Annotated in this window: 16 protein-coding genes and 3 tRNA genes; 5 read left to right on the top strand and 14 right to left on the bottom strand. The window is 36.4% G+C overall.

What is annotated here, in order from left to right:
• Positions 1–47: 47 nt before the first annotated feature.
• The 6 genes from K7G93_RS00445 to K7G93_RS00420 all read right to left on the bottom strand — a co-directional run bounded on the left by K7G93_RS00445 (position 48) and on the right by K7G93_RS00420 (position 3,738).
• Positions 48–124, bottom strand: a tRNA-Arg gene (locus K7G93_RS00445).
• 60 nt (positions 125–184) lie between these two features.
• A tRNA-Arg gene (locus K7G93_RS00440) sits at positions 185–261 on the bottom strand.
• A 65-nt stretch (positions 262–326) separates the two neighbouring features.
• Positions 327–419, bottom strand: a tRNA-Ser gene (locus K7G93_RS00435).
• Positions 420–538: 119 nt separating this feature from the next.
• Complete coding sequence (gene rep, locus K7G93_RS00430; RefSeq protein WP_226690223.1) at positions 539–2,554, bottom strand: DNA helicase Rep; 2,016 nt, start codon at positions 2,552–2,554, stop codon at positions 539–541.
• A gap of 13 nt (positions 2,555–2,567) precedes the next feature.
• A complete protein-coding gene (locus K7G93_RS00425; RefSeq protein WP_115322330.1) occupies positions 2,568–2,789 on the bottom strand; it encodes a YceK/YidQ family lipoprotein in 222 nt (73 codons plus the stop codon).
• A gap of 130 nt (positions 2,790–2,919) precedes the next feature.
• Positions 2,920–3,738: a 5'-nucleotidase, lipoprotein e(P4) family gene (locus K7G93_RS00420; protein WP_049214265.1), complete on the bottom strand. Its 819-nt coding sequence runs from the start codon at positions 3,736–3,738 to the stop codon at positions 2,920–2,922.
• 249 nt (positions 3,739–3,987) lie between these two features.
• On the opposite strand from K7G93_RS00420, the gene polA reads away from it, so the two are divergent.
• Positions 3,988–6,777: a DNA polymerase I gene (gene polA, locus K7G93_RS00415; RefSeq protein WP_226690222.1), complete on the top strand. Its 2,790-nt coding sequence runs from the start codon at positions 3,988–3,990 to the stop codon at positions 6,775–6,777.
• 62 nt (positions 6,778–6,839) lie between these two features.
• Here the strand turns inward: polA and K7G93_RS00410 are convergent, their stop codons facing one another.
• The 4 genes from K7G93_RS00410 to K7G93_RS00395 form a co-directional block, all read right to left on the bottom strand.
• Positions 6,840–7,568: a TerC family protein gene (locus tag K7G93_RS00410; protein ID WP_049214269.1), complete on the bottom strand. Its 729-nt coding sequence runs from the start codon at positions 7,566–7,568 to the stop codon at positions 6,840–6,842.
• Positions 7,569–7,636: 68 nt separating this feature from the next.
• Positions 7,637–8,305 carry a DNA mismatch repair endonuclease MutH gene (gene mutH, locus K7G93_RS00405; RefSeq protein WP_226690221.1) on the bottom strand — a complete coding sequence of 223 codons (669 nt, stop codon included), beginning with the start codon at positions 8,303–8,305 and terminating at the stop codon, positions 7,637–7,639.
• Positions 8,306–8,314: 9 nt separating this feature from the next.
• Positions 8,315–8,857 carry a methylated-DNA--[protein]-cysteine S-methyltransferase gene (locus K7G93_RS00400; RefSeq protein WP_224046025.1) on the bottom strand — a complete coding sequence of 181 codons (543 nt, stop codon included), beginning with the start codon at positions 8,855–8,857 and terminating at the stop codon, positions 8,315–8,317.
• A 65-nt stretch (positions 8,858–8,922) separates the two neighbouring features.
• On the bottom strand, positions 8,923–10,278 hold the full coding sequence (locus tag K7G93_RS00395; protein WP_226690220.1) for a porin: 1,356 nt from the start codon (positions 10,276–10,278) through the stop codon (positions 8,923–8,925).
• 222 nt (positions 10,279–10,500) lie between these two features.
• Between K7G93_RS00395 and K7G93_RS00390 the strand changes: the two genes are divergently transcribed.
• Complete coding sequence (locus K7G93_RS00390) at positions 10,501–10,791, top strand: YfcZ/YiiS family protein (RefSeq protein WP_049214276.1); 291 nt, start codon at positions 10,501–10,503, stop codon at positions 10,789–10,791.
• Between the two features lie 63 nt (positions 10,792–10,854).
• On the opposite strand, the gene K7G93_RS00385 is transcribed toward K7G93_RS00390, so the two are convergent.
• On the bottom strand, positions 10,855–12,510 hold the full coding sequence (locus K7G93_RS00385; RefSeq protein WP_223667912.1) for a putative transporter: 1,656 nt from the start codon (positions 12,508–12,510) through the stop codon (positions 10,855–10,857).
• A gap of 186 nt (positions 12,511–12,696) precedes the next feature.
• On the opposite strand from K7G93_RS00385, the gene K7G93_RS00380 reads away from it, so the two are divergent.
• Both K7G93_RS00380 and K7G93_RS00375 read left to right on the top strand, forming a co-directional pair.
• Positions 12,697–14,454 carry an ABC transporter ATP-binding protein/permease gene (locus tag K7G93_RS00380; protein ID WP_226690219.1) on the top strand — a complete coding sequence of 586 codons (1,758 nt, stop codon included), beginning with the start codon at positions 12,697–12,699 and terminating at the stop codon, positions 14,452–14,454.
• Positions 14,455–14,867: 413 nt separating this feature from the next.
• Positions 14,868–16,523, top strand: coding sequence for a phospho-sugar mutase (locus K7G93_RS00375; RefSeq protein WP_226690218.1), 1,656 nt, complete (start codon positions 14,868–14,870; stop codon positions 16,521–16,523).
• Positions 16,524–16,848: 325 nt separating this feature from the next.
• Here the strand turns inward: K7G93_RS00375 and K7G93_RS00370 are convergent, their stop codons facing one another.
• Positions 16,849–17,181: a YegP family protein gene (locus K7G93_RS00370; RefSeq protein WP_224046022.1), complete on the bottom strand. Its 333-nt coding sequence runs from the start codon at positions 17,179–17,181 to the stop codon at positions 16,849–16,851.
• Positions 17,174–17,353, bottom strand: coding sequence for a hypothetical protein (locus K7G93_RS00365; RefSeq protein WP_191135078.1), 180 nt, complete (start codon positions 17,351–17,353; stop codon positions 17,174–17,176). The genes K7G93_RS00370 and K7G93_RS00365 overlap by 8 nt, the downstream gene beginning before the upstream one ends.
• Positions 17,354–17,596: 243 nt before the next feature.
• Here K7G93_RS00365 and K7G93_RS00360 point away from each other — a divergent pair, with 243 nt between their 5' ends.
• A complete protein-coding gene (locus tag K7G93_RS00360) occupies positions 17,597–18,463 on the top strand; it encodes a WYL domain-containing transcriptional regulator (RefSeq protein ID WP_191135079.1) in 867 nt (288 codons plus the stop codon).
• Between the two features lie 221 nt (positions 18,464–18,684).
• Here K7G93_RS00360 and K7G93_RS00355 read toward each other — a convergent pair whose 3' ends face one another.
• Complete coding sequence (locus K7G93_RS00355; protein WP_226690217.1) at positions 18,685–19,767, bottom strand: endonuclease/exonuclease/phosphatase family protein; 1,083 nt, start codon at positions 19,765–19,767, stop codon at positions 18,685–18,687.
• Between the last annotated feature and the right edge of the window lie 48 nt (positions 19,768–19,815).

Raw genomic sequence — 19,815 nt, 5'->3', positions numbered from 1 at the left:
CAGATAAATTAATAATTTGAATCTAAAAGGGAAATTAAGATATAAAATGGCGCACCCGAGAGGATTCGAACCTCTGACCGCTCGGTTCGTAGCCGAGTACTCTATCCAGCTGAGCTACGGGTGCGTATAATGGGAATTTTATTTACTTGCTTGAACCATTCTAAACAATAGAGTCAATTTAAAATGGCGCACCCGAGAGGATTCGAACCTCTGACCGCTCGGTTCGTAGCCGAGTACTCTATCCAGCTGAGCTACGGGTGCAGCACTTGTTTACTTGCTATTGAGCTAAACAACTTTGAGCTAAATAACTTGTAAACTTGAGTAAATGGCGGTGAGAGAGGGATTCGAACCCTCGATGGAGTTTTTGACCCCATACTCCCTTAGCAGGGGAGCGCCTTCAGCCTCTCGGCCATCTCACCACAATCGGTTTGTGGGCGGTATGATACTTTTTTCTGAAAATAAGTCAAATCATTTTTTATAAAAAAACATTCAGTTGACTGATTTCTCTACAAATGAGAGTAAATAAAAGAGAAAAAAATTATTTTCCCCGTAAAATAGCACGTAAATTGGCTAACTGATTCGCCGTATTTTCTTGCTGCTGTGCCTTTGTCATCGGTGGTTTATCACGCTCCCACTGTATATCATCTACAGGTAATTCAGCTAAAAAACGGCTTGGTTCAGGTTTCAAAATTTCACCAAACTGACGGCGCTCTTTACATAAAGAAAAGACTAAATTTTGTTGTGCACGCGTAATGCCAACATAAGCTAAGCGACGTTCTTCTTCAACATTATCTTCATCAATACTGGTTTGATGTGGCAAAATCCCTTCTTCCATACCAATCAAAAAAACATGTGGAAATTCTAGCCCTTTAGAAGCATGCAATGTCATCAATTGAACCTGATCACTTTCATCATCTTCCTCACCTCTCTCCATCATGTCGCGTAAAGTTAATCTAGTGACAATTTGATTTAAGTTCATTGGTTCATCAACCTCATCTCCTTTAAGCATATCACCAACCCAATCAAACAAAGTGGCAACATTTTTACTTTGCATTTCTGCTGCTTTTGGACTTAGTGCATATTCATATAAATATTCTTCATAATGTAATTGCGCTAGCATAGTCCGAATCGCCCGTTCAGGTTCAGAGCGTCCTATTTCATCACTCAATTGTACGACCCATTGAGCAAAATTTTGCAATGCATTGTAAGCCTTAGGTGTAACTCGTTGAATCAGTTCAAAGTCAAAAATTGCTTCAAACAAACTTATCTGTTTCTCTTGTGCTAATGTACCTAATCTTTCCAGTGTCACTGTACCAATTTCACGCTTTGGCGTATTCACAATGCGTAAAAATGCTGCGTCATCATCTTGGTTAACCACTAAACGTAAATATGCCATCATATCTTTGATTTCAGCGCGAGAGAAAAATGATGTCCCTCCTGAAATTTTATAAGGAATACGGTTTTGCATGAGCACTTTTTCTAATAAACGAGACTGATGGTTACCTCGGTATAGAATAGCGTAATCTTTATATTTTGCTTTATTCATGAAACGATGAGCGATTAATTCACTTACTACACGTTCTGCCTCGTCCTCTTCATTTTTTGCTTCAATAACTTGTAATTTCTCTCCTGATTGTAGAGTTGAGAAAAGTTGTTTATCAAAAACATGTTCATTATTAGCAATAAGAATATTGGCACAATGTAAAATACGCTGTGTTGAACGATAATTTTGTTCTAATTTAATGACTTCTAATTGAGGAAAATCCGTTTTTAAACGCATCATATTTTGGGGACGTGCACCACGCCACGAATAAATAGACTGATCATCATCTCCCACTACAGTAAAACATGCTCGCTCACCCACTAAGAGTTTAATTAACTCATATTGGCTAGTATTCGTATCTTGATATTCATCTACTAATAAATATCGAATTTTTTGCTGCCACTTTAAACGTACATCTTCATTCTGTTTAAACAATAAAGTCGGCAACATGATTAAATCATCGAAATCTAACGCATTATACGCTCGAATTTGTTTACTATAGCGCTCATAACATATTGCAAAAGTATCACCTTTAGCATCACGTGCTAACGCTTTTGCTTGTTGAGGAGAAATCAGATCATTTTTCCAATTTGAAATAGTTGAAACTAGCTCACGTAATAACTCTTTTTCTTCTGCAAGCAAATCCACTGTCAGCTCTTTTAATAACGCCAATTGGTCATGTTCATCAAACAGAGTCATATTCGCTTTCAAGCCCAACTGTTTGTATTCTCGTTTAATGATATCAAAACCTAATGTATGAAAAGTAGACACAGTAAGCCCACGACTTGCTTGCTTACCGATAGAATGTGCCACCCGTTCTTTCATCTCACGCGCGGCTTTATTCGTGAAAGTCACTGCTGCAATCTGACGTGGCTGATAACCACAATTTGCTACTAAATATGCGATTTTATTAATAATCACTCTTGTCTTACCCGAGCCAGCCCCTGCTAATACTAAACAAGGACCTGTTACATATTTAACTGCTTTTTGTTGTTGCTCATTTAATTTCATTGCGAATTATTTTTTATTGTATTTGTTGTGACCAAACATAAGGTAATAAGACGGAATCGAGTAAAAAAGAAAGTGGTAAGTCTAAAATAGGTAATCCCCACTGTTTCGCCATTTCCACATCATATCTAATCCCCGCATAAGCAGAATAAGGCTCTGTTGGATCAATTAACTTGACTATTGTTCCACAGCCATTTAAACAACAAAGTGCGGTCAAAATGAGAAATATTTTTTGCATCATTATCCCCATGATAAAAGATAGGCTAATGATATAAGTAATACATTTAAAATGCGATAAGAAAATCGTCAGAAAGAAAAATGCGGTAAACAAAAATGTCACCGCATTTTGTCAAATGAAAAGAAAAGCCTTATTTACCATCCCAAGCATGGATTGCTTTCGCACGTACATCTAACTTGCTTTGTGAGTCACCTTTAAAGTAGTTTTTATCTAAACCACCTTCCCAGTCACCATATTGTGTGTTTGGTAACATAATAAAGGTTTTTCCAAATTTTTTACTATTTTTAGCCACAAATTCGCGACGCTCTGCATTGCTTTTCTTGTAAGTGTCATCACCAAAATCGTTTAAGTTATCACCTACAAATAGTACGATATCATACCCCATGTCTTCAACTTGTTTGAAACGGATTGATTTATTTGATTTGTCTTTTTTCAATAATAATGTTTTATCATTCACACCAGTAAAACCAAGACGTTTCATATCATCAACCGTTCCCGCCTTCTCAACATCATCACGACGGTTAGACACGAAGAACATCGTACCACCATTTGCATTGACATAATTAGAGAATTCTACTGCTCCTGGAATTGCAGCCGATTGTCTTGCATCTACCCATTTAGTCCAAGTTTTTGGTGAAAAACCTTGACCTGTTTTTACTTGCCAACCAGCATACGCACTGTTGTCGATCATTGTTTCATCTAAATCAACAACAACTGCTTTTTTCTTACCTTTTTTCACTTTAGCATGATCGAAAGCGATTTTTGCTGAATTGAATGCTTGATGCGCCAAAGCATCATACTCGCCAGATTGTTGTGTCCACACTAAACCCATTGTCACTTGCTGTTGTAGTTTAGCCTGATTTTCTTGTTCCATAGCTTGTTGGTTTGAACATGCTGCTAATAATACAAGAGAACTGACTGCAATCACTGATAACTTAAATTTTTTCATTTTCTTCTCCTTGAATTGGCCATTAAAATTATGCGGATATTAATTTAACAAATTAATAAATAAAGGGATAGTTACTGCCAATCTGAATGTGATTAAGATCACAAACTTTTTTCTTTTTGTGAATATTTTTACATTTCTTGACAATAAAATGATACATACTGAAAAAAACATTCCTTTTTTTGACCGCACTTTTCCTTCATTTTTACGCTATAATGGCAGCCAAATTTTCATTTTAAAAACGGTTCAATTATGGCAAAAATTGCAGAAAACCCTTTAGTTCTTGTTGATGGCTCCTCTTATTTATATCGCGCATTTCATGCATTCCCACCACTCACGAATTCTTTAAATGAGCCAACTGGTGCGATGTATGGCGTATTGAATATGCTAAAAAGTTTGATTGCACAAGTACAGCCAAGTCATCTTGCTGTGGTATTTGACGCTAAGGGTAAAACGTTCCGTGACGAAATGTTTGAGCAATACAAATCACACCGCCCTCCAATGCCCGATGAATTACGCCAACAAATCTTGCCTCTCCACAATATCATTCGAGCCTTAGGTATTCCTCTTCTCGTTGTTGAAGGAGTAGAAGCCGATGATGTTATCGGTACTCTAGCAGTGCAAGCTTCAAAAGCGGGTAAAAAAGTCTTAATCAGTACGGGTGATAAAGATATGGCACAGCTCGTTGATGAAAATATTATGCTCATTAATACAATGAATAACAGCTTACTTGATCGCGAAGGTGTGATTGAAAAATATGGTTTGCCTCCTGAGTTGATTATTGATTACCTTGCGCTAATGGGAGATAGCTCAGACAATATTCCTGGTGTACCTGGTGTGGGCGAAAAAACTGCTTTAGGTTTACTACAAGGCATTGGTAGCATGGCGGAAATTTATGCCAACTTAGATAAAGTGGCTAACTTGCCAATTCGAGGTGCGAAAAAACTGGGGGATAAACTGCTTGATGCAAAAGAAATGGCTGATTTATCCTATTTACTTGCGACGATAAAAACAGATGTTAGCCTAAATATTACACCTGAAGAACTCACGCTGAGTGCTGCAAATAACGACCAGCTTATCGAATATTTTGGACGTTATGAATTTAAACGTTGGCTTAACGAAGTGATGAACGGTGAAAGCACGGTTACGAACGGTCACGAACAAGCAATCAAAATCAATCACTATCAAATCACACCACCAGCAACTGAAACAGAAAGTGTCGTCAAAATTAGCATAGATCGCAGTCAATATGACTGTATCCTCAGTTTATCGGTTTTAGAGAAATGGATAGGTAAGTTAGAAACGGCAAAATTAATTGCTATAGACACGGAAACAGACAGTTTAGACTATATGTCAGCTCATCTGGTCGGGATTTCTTTTGCCCTAGAAAATGGTGAAGCTGCTTATCTTCCACTCAAACATAACTATATCGGTGCGCCACAACAAGTCAATTTTGATCATGCACTCGCATTACTCAAACCTATTTTAGAAAATCCAGCTATTGAAAAAGTAGGACAAAATATCAAATTTGATCTTAGTATTTTTGCTCGTCATGGCATTCATGTACAAGGAATAGCTTACGATACTATGCTACTTTCTTACGTGTTAGATAGCACGGGTCGCCATAATATGGATGATCTCGCTAAACGGTATTTAGGTCATCAAACCATTAGCTTTGAAGAAATTGCAGGTAAAGGTAAATCTCAACTAACATTCAATCAAATCCCCTTAGAACAAGCTGCTGAATATGCTGCTGAAGATGCAGATATTACGATGAAATTACAGCAAGTATTATGGCCAAAATTATCACAACAACCGACGTTAGTTGAACTCTATGAAAACATTGAGCGCCCATTAATTGCGGTCCTTTCTCGAATTGAACGCCATGGTGTATTAATTGATTGTGATGCACTCTTTACGCAATCAAATGAAATCGGTGCAAGATTGACCGCACTTGAACAACAAGCTTATGAATTAGCGGGTCAACACTTTAATTTAGCTTCCACAAAGCAATTACAAGAGATCTTATTTGATAAATTAGGTTTACCTGTTTTAAAGAAAACACCAAAAGGTGCTCCTTCTACCAATGAAGAAGTATTAGAAGAATTAGCCTATGAACATGCATTACCTAAAGTATTAGTGGAACATCGTGGCTTAAGTAAACTCAAGTCAACTTATACGGATAAATTACCACAAATGGTTAATGTACAAACAGGGCGTGTGCATACCTCTTATCATCAAGCTATCACAACAACAGGCCGTTTATCTTCAAGCGATCCAAATCTACAAAATATCCCGATTCGAAATGAAGAGGGACGTCGTATCCGCCAAGCGTTTGTTGCTCGTAAAGGCTATAGTATAGTTGCAGCAGACTATTCACAAATTGAATTACGTATTATGGCGCATTTATCAAAAGATCAGGGGCTGATTAATGCGTTCAATGAAGGAAAAGACATTCACCGCTCTACTGCTGCCGAAATTTTTGGCATACCACTGGAACAAGTCACCAATGAGCAACGTCGTAGTGCTAAAGCGATTAATTTCGGTTTAATTTATGGTATGAGCTCTTTTGGTCTATCACGTCAGTTAGGTATACCACGCGGAGAAGCACAAAAGTATATGGATTTATACTTCCAACGTTATCCAAATGTCCAAACATTCATGAATGATATTCGCGAAACAGCGAAAGCGCAGGGATATGTCTCGACTTTATTTGATCGTCGTTTATATTTACCTGATATTAGCTCAACAAATGCAATTCGTCGTAAAGCCGCTGAACGTATAGCAATTAATGCCCCAATGCAAGGTAGTGCAGCTGATATTATAAAACGGGCAATGATTGCATTAGATCAGCAAATTGCAGACCATTCTGATATCCAAATGATTATGCAAGTACATGATGAATTAGTGTTTGAAGTGCGCTCAGAAAAAGTTTCTGAATTTACCCAACTCATTAAACAAACGATGGAACAAGCAGCACAACTCGTCGTCCCACTCATTGTCGATGTAGGTGTAGGTGAAAATTGGGATGAAGCACATTAATCTTTAAAAGAATGTAAAAGGCGGAAGTAATATTCCGCCTTTTATATACCAAATACCAACTGCTATGCTGTTGGTTTCTTAATTAATTTTTTACGCATTTTAATATTAATCATCTCTACTACAACAGAGAAGCCCATTGCGAAATAAATGTAACCTTTCGGAATATGGAAATCTAAGCTTTCACCAATTAACGCTACGCCAATTAAAATCAAGAAGGATAAGGCTAACACTTTTAACGTTGGATGAGTTTCGACAAAATCCCCTATTGGTTTTGCTGCAAACATCATCACACCAACTGCAATCACAATAGCCACCACCATAACTTCAATTTGATCCACCATACCTACTGCCGTAATCACAGAGTCTAGAGAAAACACAATATCTAAAATAGCAATTTGCGTTAAAATCCCAATAAAACTAGCCTTTTTCGGTGTATTTTCTTCATTCTCTTCTTCAGGACTCATTGCATGGTGAATTTCATGGGTACTTTTTGCAACCAAAAATAATCCACCAAATAATAAAATTAAATCTCGACCTGAAATCTCTTCACTAAATACTGTAAATAAAGGGGTAGTCAATGACATCACCCAAGATAACGAGAGCAAGAGTAAAATCCGCATCCCCATCGCGAGCCCTAAACCAATTAAACGCCCAGATTGGCGCTGTCCCTCTGGTAAACGCCCAACTAAGATACTAATAAAAATAATGTTATCAATACCTAAAACTATTTCTAATGCAGCCAAAGTAAACAGCGCAATCCAAGCTTCTGGGCTAGCTAACCATTCAAACATAATCACTTTTCCTTCAAATTAAAAAATTTGTACAAATCATATAGTTTTGTTTAAAAAATGCCAAGAAATTAATCATGACCCTGTAAAAATTGCTGCAGAATTTCAGTCGTAAACTCTTTACGTAAATAAAAACCTAAAGGCAAAGTTTCAATAATCTTACCATCTTCGCCTATCCCTTTAGTGAGCGCTTTACTATTTGCGCCTTTAGGGCGTAATTGCAATACTTCGCCTAATTTCGCTGTAATTTGTTCCACCTTACCCAAACTAATATATTCCATTAATTCTTCCCAATCACGCTGCAAACGGTATTCCTGTTCCATTGAGGGCTGCCATAAAATCGCCTGTCCAATATGGCGTTCTGCTAAAGGAATATGACGTTCGCCCTCTACTGGTATCCACAAGACTTTACTTAGCTTATATCTCACATGTGAGTTCTGCCAACTCACCCCCGTATTATGAATTAATGGTGCTAGGCTGACAAAAGTAGTTTCTAAAGGTAACCCTTGCGAATTAATCGGGATTGTTTTTAGTTCTATGCCAAGATGAGCAAAATCACGTTCTGCTTTACTACCTGCTGTTGCACCCAAAGCAGTTTCAATGAGCATCCCTACCCATCCTTTATCTCGCTTTAAATCTACAGGAATAGGTAGATGTAAAGTATAGGCTAATTCAGCAAAGGTTAAGCCAGCAATAGACTGTGCTCGTGTAAGTAATGCTTGTTCAGTACGAGGAATCATAAAGTGCGGTTAATTTTGATAATATTTCTTCAATAACTTAGGTTTAACAAATTCAATACCTTTATCTATATAAGCAATATGCTCTAATTGCAATAAATGGCGTTTTGTCGGTAAGCCACCACCAAACCCAGTTAAACTACGATTTTTGCCTAAAATACGGTGACAAGGGATGATAATACTAATCGGATTACGTCCTACCGCCCCCCCTACTGCCCGCATAGCTTTAGGGTGATTAATTAACTGCGCTAGCTCACCATAAGTGGATGTCTGTCCATAGGGGATTTGCAGTAACGCCTGCCAAACTTGCTGTTGGAAGTCGGTACCTTTTGGCGCAATAGGAATATCAACGAAATTTTCTGGTTCACCAGCAAAATAACGAGCTAATGCCTGTTTAACTCGAATAAAGAGCGGTCTATTTTCATCAAAAATCCATGTTGGATTCGGCGCAATCTGTTCTAATTCAAAATCCAAATTGGTTAATTTATTATCTTGAGACAGCATTAATAAACGCCCTACAGGTGCCTCAAAATAACAATAATAAATAGACTGCATCCTATATCTCCTAAACAGAAAAAGCGTACCGAAGTACGCTTTATTATGCTAAATTTTTGCCTAAATTAGAAACGATAGTTCACATTTAAACCGTAAAGATTTGCAGTCGCCTTACTGGTGAATGGAACACCCTCCTCTTTAAAAGTATTTTTCTTCCCTTTTAAGTGAGCAAAGCCTGCATCAATAGAAACATTAGGTGTAAAGCGATAAGTCGCCCCTAAACTATACCAAGTACGATCTGTATCTGGAATTGAGATGCTATGATGATCCTGTGCTGCACTTTCATCATAAGCAATACCAGCACGGACAGTTAAGGCATCAGTCACATCATAACTTGCACCTAAAGCAATACGCGAAGAATCTCTAAACTCTTCAGTTTTACTAAATAACGTTTTACCGTCAGCACCTTTTGCACGTAATTCTTTAAATTTACTCCATTGAGTATATTTATAGCTATAGTGCATCGCAAAACGATCGGTCATTTTATGATAACCCGAGACTTCCCAATAAGCTGGTAATGGTAGACTTAATGATCCTGGGATAGTTTGCCCACCAGTTGCGGTAATACCACTCGCTTTTAATGCAGCAATTAACATCGGGTTATTTGTTGGAAATTGATTTGAATAGTCTCCTTTAAAGTCAATGTCCACTTGTGAATGATAAGCCACACCAATACGGTTATGTTCATTAAATTCGTACACTAAGCCCGCATTCCAACCAAAGCCCCATTTATCACCCTCTAATTTAGAAATGATGGTATTTTCTGGTAATTTTGCTAATTCACCAGCTAACTGTGCAGCCATTTGAGCTTGTGCATTCCCTGGATTAGCTTGAGCTATCGCTGCAGCATCTGCTGCTTTCTTTTTCAATGCCACACCTGCATAACGCTCCAGTTTTGCTTTCGCATGCACTGCATTTAAGCCTAAACCAAAGCTTAAGCTATCTGTAATACGGTAAGAACCACTTAAATTAAAGTTGATCGCAGTGAGATCTGTTTTTCCACCTAAAAAACCACCTGCATACTTATCATTAAATTCCGTTGCCAAACCATAGTTCACATTAACACCGCCCCCTACTGCAAATTTGTCATTAATTGGGTAAACACCATAGACAGTAGGTACTAATGCATTCGGTGCAATATTTTTATATGAGAAACCAGGTGCAGGTGATTCTAAATCAATATTCGGGTCTACATAAATTGCCCCAATAGAAATTTCAGGTCTTTTTAATAAGCTCATCAACGCAGGGTTTGTTGCGACAACTGCTGCATTATCAGCAATTGCTGCTTCACCAGCATATGCACGACCTAAACCTGAAGTTGAAACCTCTGCCAATTGGAACGCTGCTGCTGAAGCACTGCCTGCCGCGACAGCTAAAATTGAAGAAAGAAGAGTTTGAGTAAATTTGCTCGTTTTTGCCATTTTTAGCCCTTTGTTGTTTAAATTATATGTAATAAGCGTTTGGATTCTAAAGAAGTATGCATACTGGTGCAAATTTATTTCTCAATTTAAATAAGAGTTCAGACCAGTATAACCGCACACCCTAGAAGCCATAACCTCAATAAAGGGCGGTTAAATTTTGCGAAGAATTAGAACAGTGGTAAAATAACTATAAATTTTTACTAAGTAATCAAAGGATAAAATATGAGCAAATTAAAATGTAGCGCTGAAGAAGCAAAAGCTTGTTGTTGTGTTGATGTGGGTACAATTATTGATGGTTCTGATTGCACAGTAGATTTTGAGCAACTTTATGACACAGAGGAGTTAGCACAAGAAGCCCTCGCTTATTTAACCCAAAAAGCAAAAGCAGCAGAAAGCGATCCTTGCCAAATTCAAAGTGAGATCGTGAAAACTGAAAATGGTGCACTATTAAAAGCACAGTTTGAATTCAGCTGCCAAGCAGAAGCGATGATTTTCCAACTTTCAACAAGATAATCTTTGATAAGATTAAAAGCCTAAAAAAAGACTGCATATTACTATGCAGTCTTTTCTTTTTCATTAAAACAACAATATGGCTAATAATTGCGGTGATATAATCCTGAGGAACATCACCATCGGATAAACCGTCGCATATGATAACGCCGACGCGCCACTATCTTCTTTAATCGCATTCGCAAAAGCTAATGCGGGCGGATCTGTCATTGATCCTGCTAATAGTCCACACAGGGTTAAATAATTCATTTTGGCATATAAACGCGCAATCAGCCCTGTTACTATCAATGGAATGAATGTAATAATAATACCATATGCCATCCACTCTAAACCGCTACCATTGAGTAGTGTATCCATAAAGTTTCCACCTGATTTTAGCCCTACAACAGCTAAAAACAGTACAATCCCAATTTCACGTAATGCTAAGTTCGCACTTGGTGGCATAAACCAGTACAATTTTCCAATACTTCCAATACGTGCAAGGATCAAAGCAACAACTAATGGCCCACCAGCTAATCCAAGCTTTAACGCGACGGGAAAGCCAGGAATTTGAAAAGGAATCGAGCCTAATAATACACCTAAACCAATCCCGATAAAGACAGGTAACATTTGGACTTGTTGTAACTTTTGTTGCGCATTACCAATCACGGACACAGCTTGGTTTAATACTTCACTACGTCCAACAACATGTAGCACATCACCAAATTGTAATGTTGTATTTGCTGTTGGGACTAACTCTACCCCTGCACGATTTAAACGTGCAATAACAACACCATATTTTTGATGAATACCCAAAGAGCGAATCCGTTTACCTAATACTTTTTCATTCGTAACAACAATACGATCTGAACGCAGATCACCTGCAAAACTGGATAATGGCACATCAACCTCTTCCCCCAAAACTAATTTAATTTTACGTAATAAAGGAAGCTCACCAACTAGATGTAAAAGATCGCCTTGCTTAATAATAGTATTGGCTTGTGGTACGCTAATATTTTCATCTCGTTTTAAGCGTGTACAGACAACATCTTTCTTCTCATCAAACCCAGGAATATCAATTAAACGCAATCCATCTAAATTTGGATTAGTCACTTTAATATTCATCGATCCCAAACTATCTTTATCCTGCCCACTTTCTTTTAAAAAGTTTTTCGCTTCATCATCCACTTTAATGCGAAAAAATAAACGAATGAGCCACATAGAAAGCAATATACCGCAAATCCCGAATGGATATGCCATAGCATAAGCCATCCCCATTGTTGAAGTCGTTTGGTTAGAAGTGAGTTCAGCTAAAATTTGCTGACCCGCACCAAGAGAAGGAGTATTGGTCACTGCGCCTGAATAAATGCCAAGAATAATCTCTAATGGAATATCTGCAATGAGATAAATGGCAACAACAGATAAAGAGCCTAATAAGACAATCAAGGCTGCAAAGCCATTGAGTTTTAAACCTGATTCACGTAATGATGCAAAAAAACCAGGTCCTACCTGAATACCGATTGTATAAACAAATAAAATTAAGCCAAATTCTTGAATAAAGTGTAAGGTATGTTGATCTAATTCCAGCGAAGTATATTGTTTTATGAAATGGGCAACGATAATCCCGCCAAAAAGTACACCACCAATACCTAACCCCACGCCTCTAATCTTCCAATGTCCTATCCACAACCCAATGACAGCAACAAGTGCAAGGAGGCTTATAGTGATCGCAATATCACTCATAATTTACCTCTACATCAATTTTTAATTTAACAAAAATACTATAAATAATTATATCAATCTCTATTTTTAAAAACTTAACGAAATAATAAAAACTTAATCTTAATCACATTTTTCTTGCTTAATACCTAAAAATTTTTAAGAATACGACACTATTTTTTTACAAAACATTTGATATTTGGATTTATCATGAATTGGTCGCAAGAACTCTCAGACTCTTTTTTCTGGTTGCTAAAAAGTCTCTCCCTTACTGCTATCATTTTTCCTATCGCCGTCTATATTGTGTCAAAAACAACCAGATGGGGACATCAACTTTGGTTATTAGCTGAAGATTATTTCAATCCAAGAAAGAATATTCGACCACTTGTCTATTTTATTGTGATTGTCTTTTTTGACTTACTTTCAGTACGTATCGATATTTTAGTCTCAAACTGGTATAACGCCCTGTATAAGTCATTACAAGATATGAATGAAACGGTTTTTTGGCAGCAAATGGTCGTGTTTGCAGTGGTCGCCACATCAAGTATTGGTAATGCATTATTAAGCTATTATTTAAGTAAGCGTTTTTTAATCCATTGGCGTCTTTGGTTTAACAATAAAATGTTAAATAAATGGACTGAAAATCAAGCGTATTACAAAACACAATATCTTGAAAATCATTTAGATAACCCAGATCAACGTATCCAGCAAGATATCAATTCTTTTGTGACAAATACTTTAGATTTCGCTACAGGTTTAATTTCTTCTATTGTGTCTATTGTGGCATTTACTATTATTTTATGGAATCTCTCTGGCACAATGAATATTGGTAGTATTGAAGTACCACATGCGATGGTATTCCTCGTATTTATTTATGTATTATTTACGAGTATTTTTGCCTTCAAAATTGGACGTCCGTTGATCCAACTTAACTTTGCAAATGAGCATCTAAATGCAAACTACCGCTATTCTCTCATTCGTTTAAAAGAATACGCAGAAAGTATTGCTTTTTATCGCGGTGAGAAAATGGAAAAACGTCTTTTGCTTTCTCAGTTTGATCAAGTTATTGATAATGTCTGGAAAGTTGTACACCGTACGTTAAAACTATCTGGCTTTAACTTAATCGTCACACAAATTTCCGTCGTATTCCCACTTGTTATTCAAGTGACACGTTATTTTAGTAATCAAATTACACTAGGTGACTTAATGCAGACGTCAAGTGCTTTTGGTCGTGTGCAATCCGCGTTATCTTTCTTCCGTAACTCATACGATGATTTCGCCGCTTATCGTGCAGTACTCGATCGTTTAACAGGTTTCCATACTGCTATCCAACAGGTTAATCAACCTTCAGATTTAATTATTCAAGATAGTGAAAATACTTTACGCTTCGAAAATTTAACTGTTCATACACCAACGGGTAAGACATTAATACAAAATCTTAATCTTAACTTACCTATTGGTACATCACTATTAATTCAAGGCGAATCAGGTGTCGGTAAGACAACTTTACTCAGAACAATCGCAGGGTTATGGTCTTATGCGAGTGGCATCATTCATTGTCCACAGCAAAATACATTATTCTTATCGCAAAAACCTTATTTGCCACAAGGTCGCTTAATTGATGCATTGTACTATCCAGATATCGCGCCTGATAATATGGATCTACAAAGTGCGGTCGATATTTTACAAAAAGTCCAATTAGGCCATTTAGCAGATAAATTGACATTAGAAAATGAATGGACCCGCGTCCTTTCTCTTGGTGAACAACAACGTTTATCATTTGCTCGAATCCTTTTATGCAAACCAACGGCTGTCTTTTTAGACGAGGCAACTGCAAGTATGGATGAAGGATTAGAGGATGCGATGTATCGCCTACTTAAAGCAGAATTACCTCACACCACGATTATTAGTGTAGGGCATCGTTCAACATTAATTGAACACCATCAACAACATCTGCAAATTAACTAATCCCACAAAGGCTTTGCTTCAATGCAAAGCCTTTAAAATTTGTTCAAACCTCACCGCACTTTAATACCAAGTATTAAAAAAAGAACGGAAAAGACGATAATTTAGGCTAAAAAGCTAAATGAAAAAAGACTAAACTAATCAAGCCATCCGCTTTCTAGTAAAACAGATCAAAACATATTTTGCTTTGTTATTACTTCACAATAAGGCATCTTATTTCTCTATATCAATAATTCAAACCTCAAGAAATCTCACAGACTCTGAGTATCACACTAACATCAAAATAAAAAAGCAATCGATTACAAAGTGACTAAGCTCAAATAATTTGAGTTTAGTCATTTTAATTTTTTCCTTTTTCAGCTAGTCTAGAGATGTTTTATATCACATAATTTTTTAATAAAAATTAAGGAGAATTTATGACAATCTTCACTGTCGCTCAAAATTGGCTAGCACAAGATCCTGATGCTGAAACTCACGCAGAATTGGAACAACTGCTCGACGCAGCCAAAGCTGGCGATGAAAAAGCAAATACAGAATTAGCTGCTCGTTTTAACGGTCGTTTACAATTTGGTACTGCTGGTCTACGTGGTCGTCTACAAGCAGGTTCTATGGGGATGAACAGAGTGCTTGTTGCACAAGCCGCTGGCGGTTTAGCTAACTATTTAAAAGACTATGACCAAACTCCATCTATTGTGATTGGTTATGATGGTCGTAAAAACTCCGATGTTTTTGCTCGCGATACTGCGGAAATTATGGCTGGAGCGGGTATTAAAGCTTATTTATTACCACGTAAATTGCCAACACCAGTACTCGCTTATGCAATCAAATATTTTGATACTACAGCAGGAGTCATGGTCACAGCAAGCCACAACCCACCTGAAGATAATGGATATAAAGTATATTTAGGCAAAGCGAATGGTGGTGGACAAATTGTTTCACCTGCAGATCAAGATATCGCTAAATTGATTGATAAAGTAGCAGCAGGCTCAATCAATGATTTACCACGCAGCCAAGATTTCGTTGTATTAAATGATGAAGTAGTCGATGCTTACATTGCTAAAACAGCGACACTTGCTAAAGAGCCATCAGCAGATATTAACTACGTTTATACGGCAATGCATGGTGTTGGCTATGAAGTATTGAGCAAAACTTTAGAAAAAGCGGGTTTACCACAACCACATTTAGTACACGAACAGATTCAACCAGATGGTAACTTCCCAACAGTTAACTTCCCTAACCCAGAAGAAAAAGGGGCATTAGATTTAGCGATTAAAGTCGCAAAAGAAAAAAATGCAGAATTTATCATTGCTAATGACCCTGATGCTGATCGTCTTGCTGTTGCAGTACCTGATGCAGAAGGTAACTGGAAACCACTACATGGTAACGTAGTAGGCTGTTTCTTAGGTTGGTATTTAGCAAAACAATATCATGCTCAAGGTCAAAAAGGGGTTTTAGCCTGCTCACTCGTATCTTCTCCAGCACTAGCAGAAATCGCCAAAAAATATGGTTTCCAATCTGAAGAAACGTTAACTGGCTTCAAATATATTGGTAAAGTCGATGGCTTATTATTCGGTTTTGAAGAAGCGCTTGGATACTTAGTTGACCCAGATAAAGTACGTGATAAAGATGGTATTTCTGCTGCAATTGCCTTCTTAGATTTAGTACGTTACTTGAAAAAACAAGGCAAAACGCTAGCAGATTATGCTGATGAATTCACACAAGAATTTGGTGCTTACGTGAGTGGACAAATTTCAATTCGTGTTGATGATTTATCTGAAATTGGTAAATTAATGACCGCTCTTCGTAACAACCCACCAAGTGAAATCGGTGGTTTCAAAGTGGCACAATTCTTAGACCATACTAAAACTGATCGCCAAAGCGATATTTTGGTCTTTGTGCTTGAAAATGGTAGTCGTTTAATCGCGCGTCCATCAGGTACAGAACCAAAAATCAAATTCTATTTAGATGCGAAAGGCAAAGATCCACAAGATGCTGAACGCGTTCTAGCGCAGTTTGATGAAAGTGTACGTCAAATCTTGCGTAAGGATGAGTTTGGTAAGCAGGATTGTTGATTGGAAAGATAAAATAAATTATGGTTCTATAAAAGAACCATAATTTATATGCAATTCTAAATAATTTTACTTTAATAAAAAGTGCCAAATAATATAAAAATTAATGACTCATATATAAAGTATAGAAAATAAGTGTACTTTATTATCTTTCACTTCACAAATAACATCCTATCATGTTACTTTTTCAGTTATTTATTTTCTAATTATTTATCTTAATTTTCATATAGTTGTTATCATAGTAAAAAACACATTCTTAGAAAATAGTTTTTAGTTAGCAATAAAAATACATATCTTCTAATAAAGAAGATATGTATTAATAAGTTAACTAGCTAAGATCTTCAATGACTGTTGTCGTACCATTTATTTTAACTGATTCAATTCCTTGATCTCGCTTCAAAGAAGTAGTGTACATTTCGCTACATCCAATAATTTCTCCATTTTCCGCTTTAAGTACAAAATAGTATTCATCATTTACAGATATACGTTTTATGTAATAATGATCATATGGGCAATGGCTCTGAACAGAGTAAATCCCGTTTAATGCACCTTGCTTGCTAATATATCCTTCACTACTTAGAATAATTTCTCCATTACTTGCTTTCAAACGAAAATAAAATTGCCCATTGCTTGATGATTTAAATACTTGATACTTACCCATGTGATTTCTCCTTTCTTACTCCTTTAAACGGAGTTCCATCAGATTTAACATCCATGAAACGCCCTGTACCAGAATCTCTTTTCACCCAATGACCTGAGCCAGTCTGAGTTTGAGAGCGATTTTTTACTGCACCTATACGACTATTATCACCATAAGGTTTATTTGTTGCCATTTTAACCTCTGCATTAAAAATAAAAGTTTATAGCTCAATCATACATAAAAACATTTATGCATAAATCATCTCTTCAATTTTCACATCAAACTGAATTGATAAACATTATAATATCATCAAATTGATCATGTCAATCATTATAATGATAAAAATAATAAACATCATCAAAATCAATTTGATCATATTGATAAGTTTGGTATATAGAGTAATATATACAAAAGTAGCAAATTGTTAAGGAACCTTATGAGTACAATGTTACAAACAATCACAGCAATGCAGAAAGAAAGGCTTGCGCATATTGAGTTCTTAGCTCTTTTCATGGGTAAAGTGAGCAGAAAAGATATTATGGACAGATTTGATATAAAACAGGCTGCAGCCACTAGAGATTTAAGCCTCTATGCTAAAATCGCACCTGATAACTTAATTTATGATCCCAGAGTAAAGTATTATATTCCTTCCAACCAATTCAAACCTCGTTTGAATTTGTCTACAAATAAATGTCTTAATACATTAGCAACAGGTTATGGCAACTATATTGAATCAACAAATCGTTTAATTGATTATATTGATACTTTATATGAACCAAACCTTGATATAACAGTTTGCTTAATTAAAGCAATCAATCAAAACAAACCTGTCTTAATCGAATATATCTCCAAAACAGGATTATCAAGCAGAATCATTTGTCCTTTTGCACTTATTAATACAAGCCTTAGATGGCATACAAGAGCTTATGATAGGCAAACAAATAAATTTAAAGATTTTGTAATTAATCGTATAATCCAAATAAAAATACTAGATGAACCAACTTTTGAGCAAGAAACTTCTGATAAGGATGAACAGTGGACATCATACATTAATTTAGAATTACAAGTTCACCCCCTAAAAATGGAATTCAAAGAGATGATTGAGCAAGAATACCAAATTCTAAATGGAGTAATAATAAAAGAAGTTAGAAAAGCTATTGCAGGATATTTATTAAATAGCTGGAGGGTCGACGCCACAAGTGAAGCAATACATAATCGCCCAGATATTTACTTGCATCTAAAAAATGCAAATGAAATTCAAAAATTAGGGGTTAATAATTTATATTTAGCAGAAAATTACTAACAATTGGAAAATAAACATTATAATAGGCACATTTTTTGTGCCATTATTTTATCTGAAGTTGAATCGTCCTCTTAAACTTATATTTTATGAAATCATTAGACAGATACTAATAAAATGCTTTTACTATGATAAATTAACATTATTTTTTGTATTTTTGCTAGAACATTCTCTATACAAAATAAGATAATCTATAATCATTATATAGCAAACATAATTCCTCTCTAATAATACTTTTCTTCAATGACTTTCTTCTCTGGCTCTGCCTCATCAATTTTTTCTTGGGCTAACTCATGATCTTCAACATCTACTTCTGGTTCAGGTTGGGCAGTTTCAACACAAGGGTGATATTGGAAACACCCATAGACAGGAAAATGATCAGAACCGATATGAGATAACACACGAATATCACGCATCATGAAATCATTACTATGGTAAATATGATCCAATGGCCAACGTAAAAAAGGGTAGGTTGCATGGAAAGTGCTATATAATCCGCGCCCAACTCGAGGATCCAGTAAGCCACTAGTTTTCTGAAATAAACGTGATGTTGATGACCAAGCTACATCATTTAAATCACCAAAGACCAATACAGATTGATTATTTTGACTAATTTCTTGCCCAACTAATAAAAGTTCTGCATCACGTTGTGTTGAGGTGGCACTTTCTGTCGGTGTTGGAGGCATAGGATGTAAACAATACAAATGAATCCATTCCCCAGAAGGCAAACAAGTTTCAGTATAAATCGATGGAATATCTTCCTGTACCCAGTGACGTACTTCTGTATTACGCAATGGTAAGCGACTATATAAATGCATACCATATAAATTATCTAGCGGAATTTTAACTGTATAAGTATAGGTTTCTTCTAACGAGGCTAACTTTTCCTCCCACCACAAGTCTGTTTCTAATGTCAGCACGACATCAGGCTGCCAAGTTTCGATCAGCTGCAATAACTTACCTACCTGTCTATTCGGTGTCAGCACATTGACTGTCAACAAAGAAATACTACGCTCGTCTTTTTCTCCATGATATTGCAAGACTTGTGGGCGTGACAAAGGTGTATAGGCAACAATCTCCCAAATTTGATACGCCATACAACTCAGATTCAAACACTGCAAAGTCACCAACAGCCACATCGGATCAGGCTGCACAATCCAACCTACTACCAAACAAAGTAAATTGAGCCCTGCAATCTGTAAACGAGGAAAATCAAAAATCCGCACCGTCCAATGATTAAACGGTAAAAAAGGGAGTAATGTAGCAATAATCGGGATGCTTAAAAAAATAAAAAGTAACCAATCCATTGTGCAAATCAATGTCAACAATTTGTTAAAAGTTGGACAATAGTAGCA

This window comes from Pasteurella canis, assembly GCF_020810675.1.
In the GTDB taxonomy this organism is placed as follows: domain Bacteria; phylum Pseudomonadota; class Gammaproteobacteria; order Enterobacterales; family Pasteurellaceae; genus Pasteurella; species Pasteurella canis.
This window is presented reverse-complemented; position numbering and strand designations above follow the sequence as displayed.

Excerpts from the sequence above, each read along its gene's own strand:
- K7G93_RS00375 (WP_226690218.1), top strand. The coding sequence starts at position 14,868 with ATGACAATCTTCACTGTCGCTCAAAATTGGCTAGCACAAGATCCTGAT.
- K7G93_RS00355 (WP_226690217.1), bottom strand. The coding sequence starts at position 19,767 with ATGGATTGGTTACTTTTTATTTTTTTAAGCATCCCGATTATTGCTACA.
- K7G93_RS00365 (WP_191135078.1), bottom strand. The coding sequence starts at position 17,353 with ATGGCAACAAATAAACCTTATGGTGATAATAGTCGTATAGGTGCAGTA.
- K7G93_RS00360 (WP_191135079.1), top strand. The coding sequence starts at position 17,597 with ATGAGTACAATGTTACAAACAATCACAGCAATGCAGAAAGAAAGGCTT.
- K7G93_RS00370 (WP_224046022.1), bottom strand. The coding sequence starts at position 17,181 with ATGGGTAAGTATCAAGTATTTAAATCATCAAGCAATGGGCAATTTTAT.
- K7G93_RS00420 (WP_049214265.1), bottom strand. The coding sequence starts at position 3,738 with ATGAAAAAATTTAAGTTATCAGTGATTGCAGTCAGTTCTCTTGTATTA.
- K7G93_RS00400 (WP_224046025.1), bottom strand. The coding sequence starts at position 8,857 with ATGCAGTCTATTTATTATTGTTATTTTGAGGCACCTGTAGGGCGTTTA.
- K7G93_RS00385 (WP_223667912.1), bottom strand. The coding sequence starts at position 12,510 with ATGAGTGATATTGCGATCACTATAAGCCTCCTTGCACTTGTTGCTGTC.
- K7G93_RS00395 (WP_226690220.1), bottom strand. The coding sequence starts at position 10,278 with ATGGCAAAAACGAGCAAATTTACTCAAACTCTTCTTTCTTCAATTTTA.
- K7G93_RS00390 (WP_049214276.1), top strand. The coding sequence starts at position 10,501 with ATGAGCAAATTAAAATGTAGCGCTGAAGAAGCAAAAGCTTGTTGTTGT.
- K7G93_RS00410 (WP_049214269.1), bottom strand. The coding sequence starts at position 7,568 with ATGTTTGAATGGTTAGCTAGCCCAGAAGCTTGGATTGCGCTGTTTACT.
- rep (WP_226690223.1), bottom strand. The coding sequence starts at position 2,554 with ATGAAATTAAATGAGCAACAACAAAAAGCAGTTAAATATGTAACAGGT.
- mutH (WP_226690221.1), bottom strand. The coding sequence starts at position 8,305 with ATGATTCCTCGTACTGAACAAGCATTACTTACACGAGCACAGTCTATT.
- K7G93_RS00425 (WP_115322330.1), bottom strand. The coding sequence starts at position 2,789 with ATGCAAAAAATATTTCTCATTTTGACCGCACTTTGTTGTTTAAATGGC.
- K7G93_RS00380 (WP_226690219.1), top strand. The coding sequence starts at position 12,697 with ATGAATTGGTCGCAAGAACTCTCAGACTCTTTTTTCTGGTTGCTAAAA.
- polA (WP_226690222.1), top strand. The coding sequence starts at position 3,988 with ATGGCAAAAATTGCAGAAAACCCTTTAGTTCTTGTTGATGGCTCCTCT.